1 rRNA gene is annotated in these 317 nt (G+C 51.4%); it reads left to right on the top strand.

Annotated features, from left to right (window positions below):
- Window positions 1–245: 245 nt before the first annotated feature.
- Window positions 246–317, top strand: a 5S ribosomal RNA gene (rrf, locus tag OGX95_RS00020); the annotation flags it as partial.

The following is a 317-nucleotide window of genomic DNA, read 5'->3' as shown; positions in this document are numbered from 1 at the left end:
AGCGATACATTGAGCTAACCGATACTAATGAACCGTGAGGCTTAACCTTACAACGCCGAAGATGTTTTGGCGAAGAGACAGATTTTCAGCTTAGATTACAGATTGTAGTACGCAATAGTTTGCGCAGCAGCAAGGCGGCAAGTGAAGCGACGGAAGGAGCATACTGAAGTATGTGACTGAGGTTCGCGAGAGCAGCCAACGCGGCGGATGCGATAAAGAATTGCGTACAGAGCACAAAGAATTTGCCTGGCGGCTGTAGCGCGGTGGTCCCACCTGACCCCATGCCGAACTCAGAAGTGAAACGCCGTAGCGCCGAT

Source organism: Citrobacter sp. Cu233 (assembly GCF_030332225.1).
In the GTDB taxonomy this organism is placed as follows: domain Bacteria; phylum Pseudomonadota; class Gammaproteobacteria; order Enterobacterales; family Enterobacteriaceae; genus Citrobacter.
Note: the sequence above shows the minus strand (reverse complement) of the source record. Positions and strands in the feature narration are given on the sequence as shown.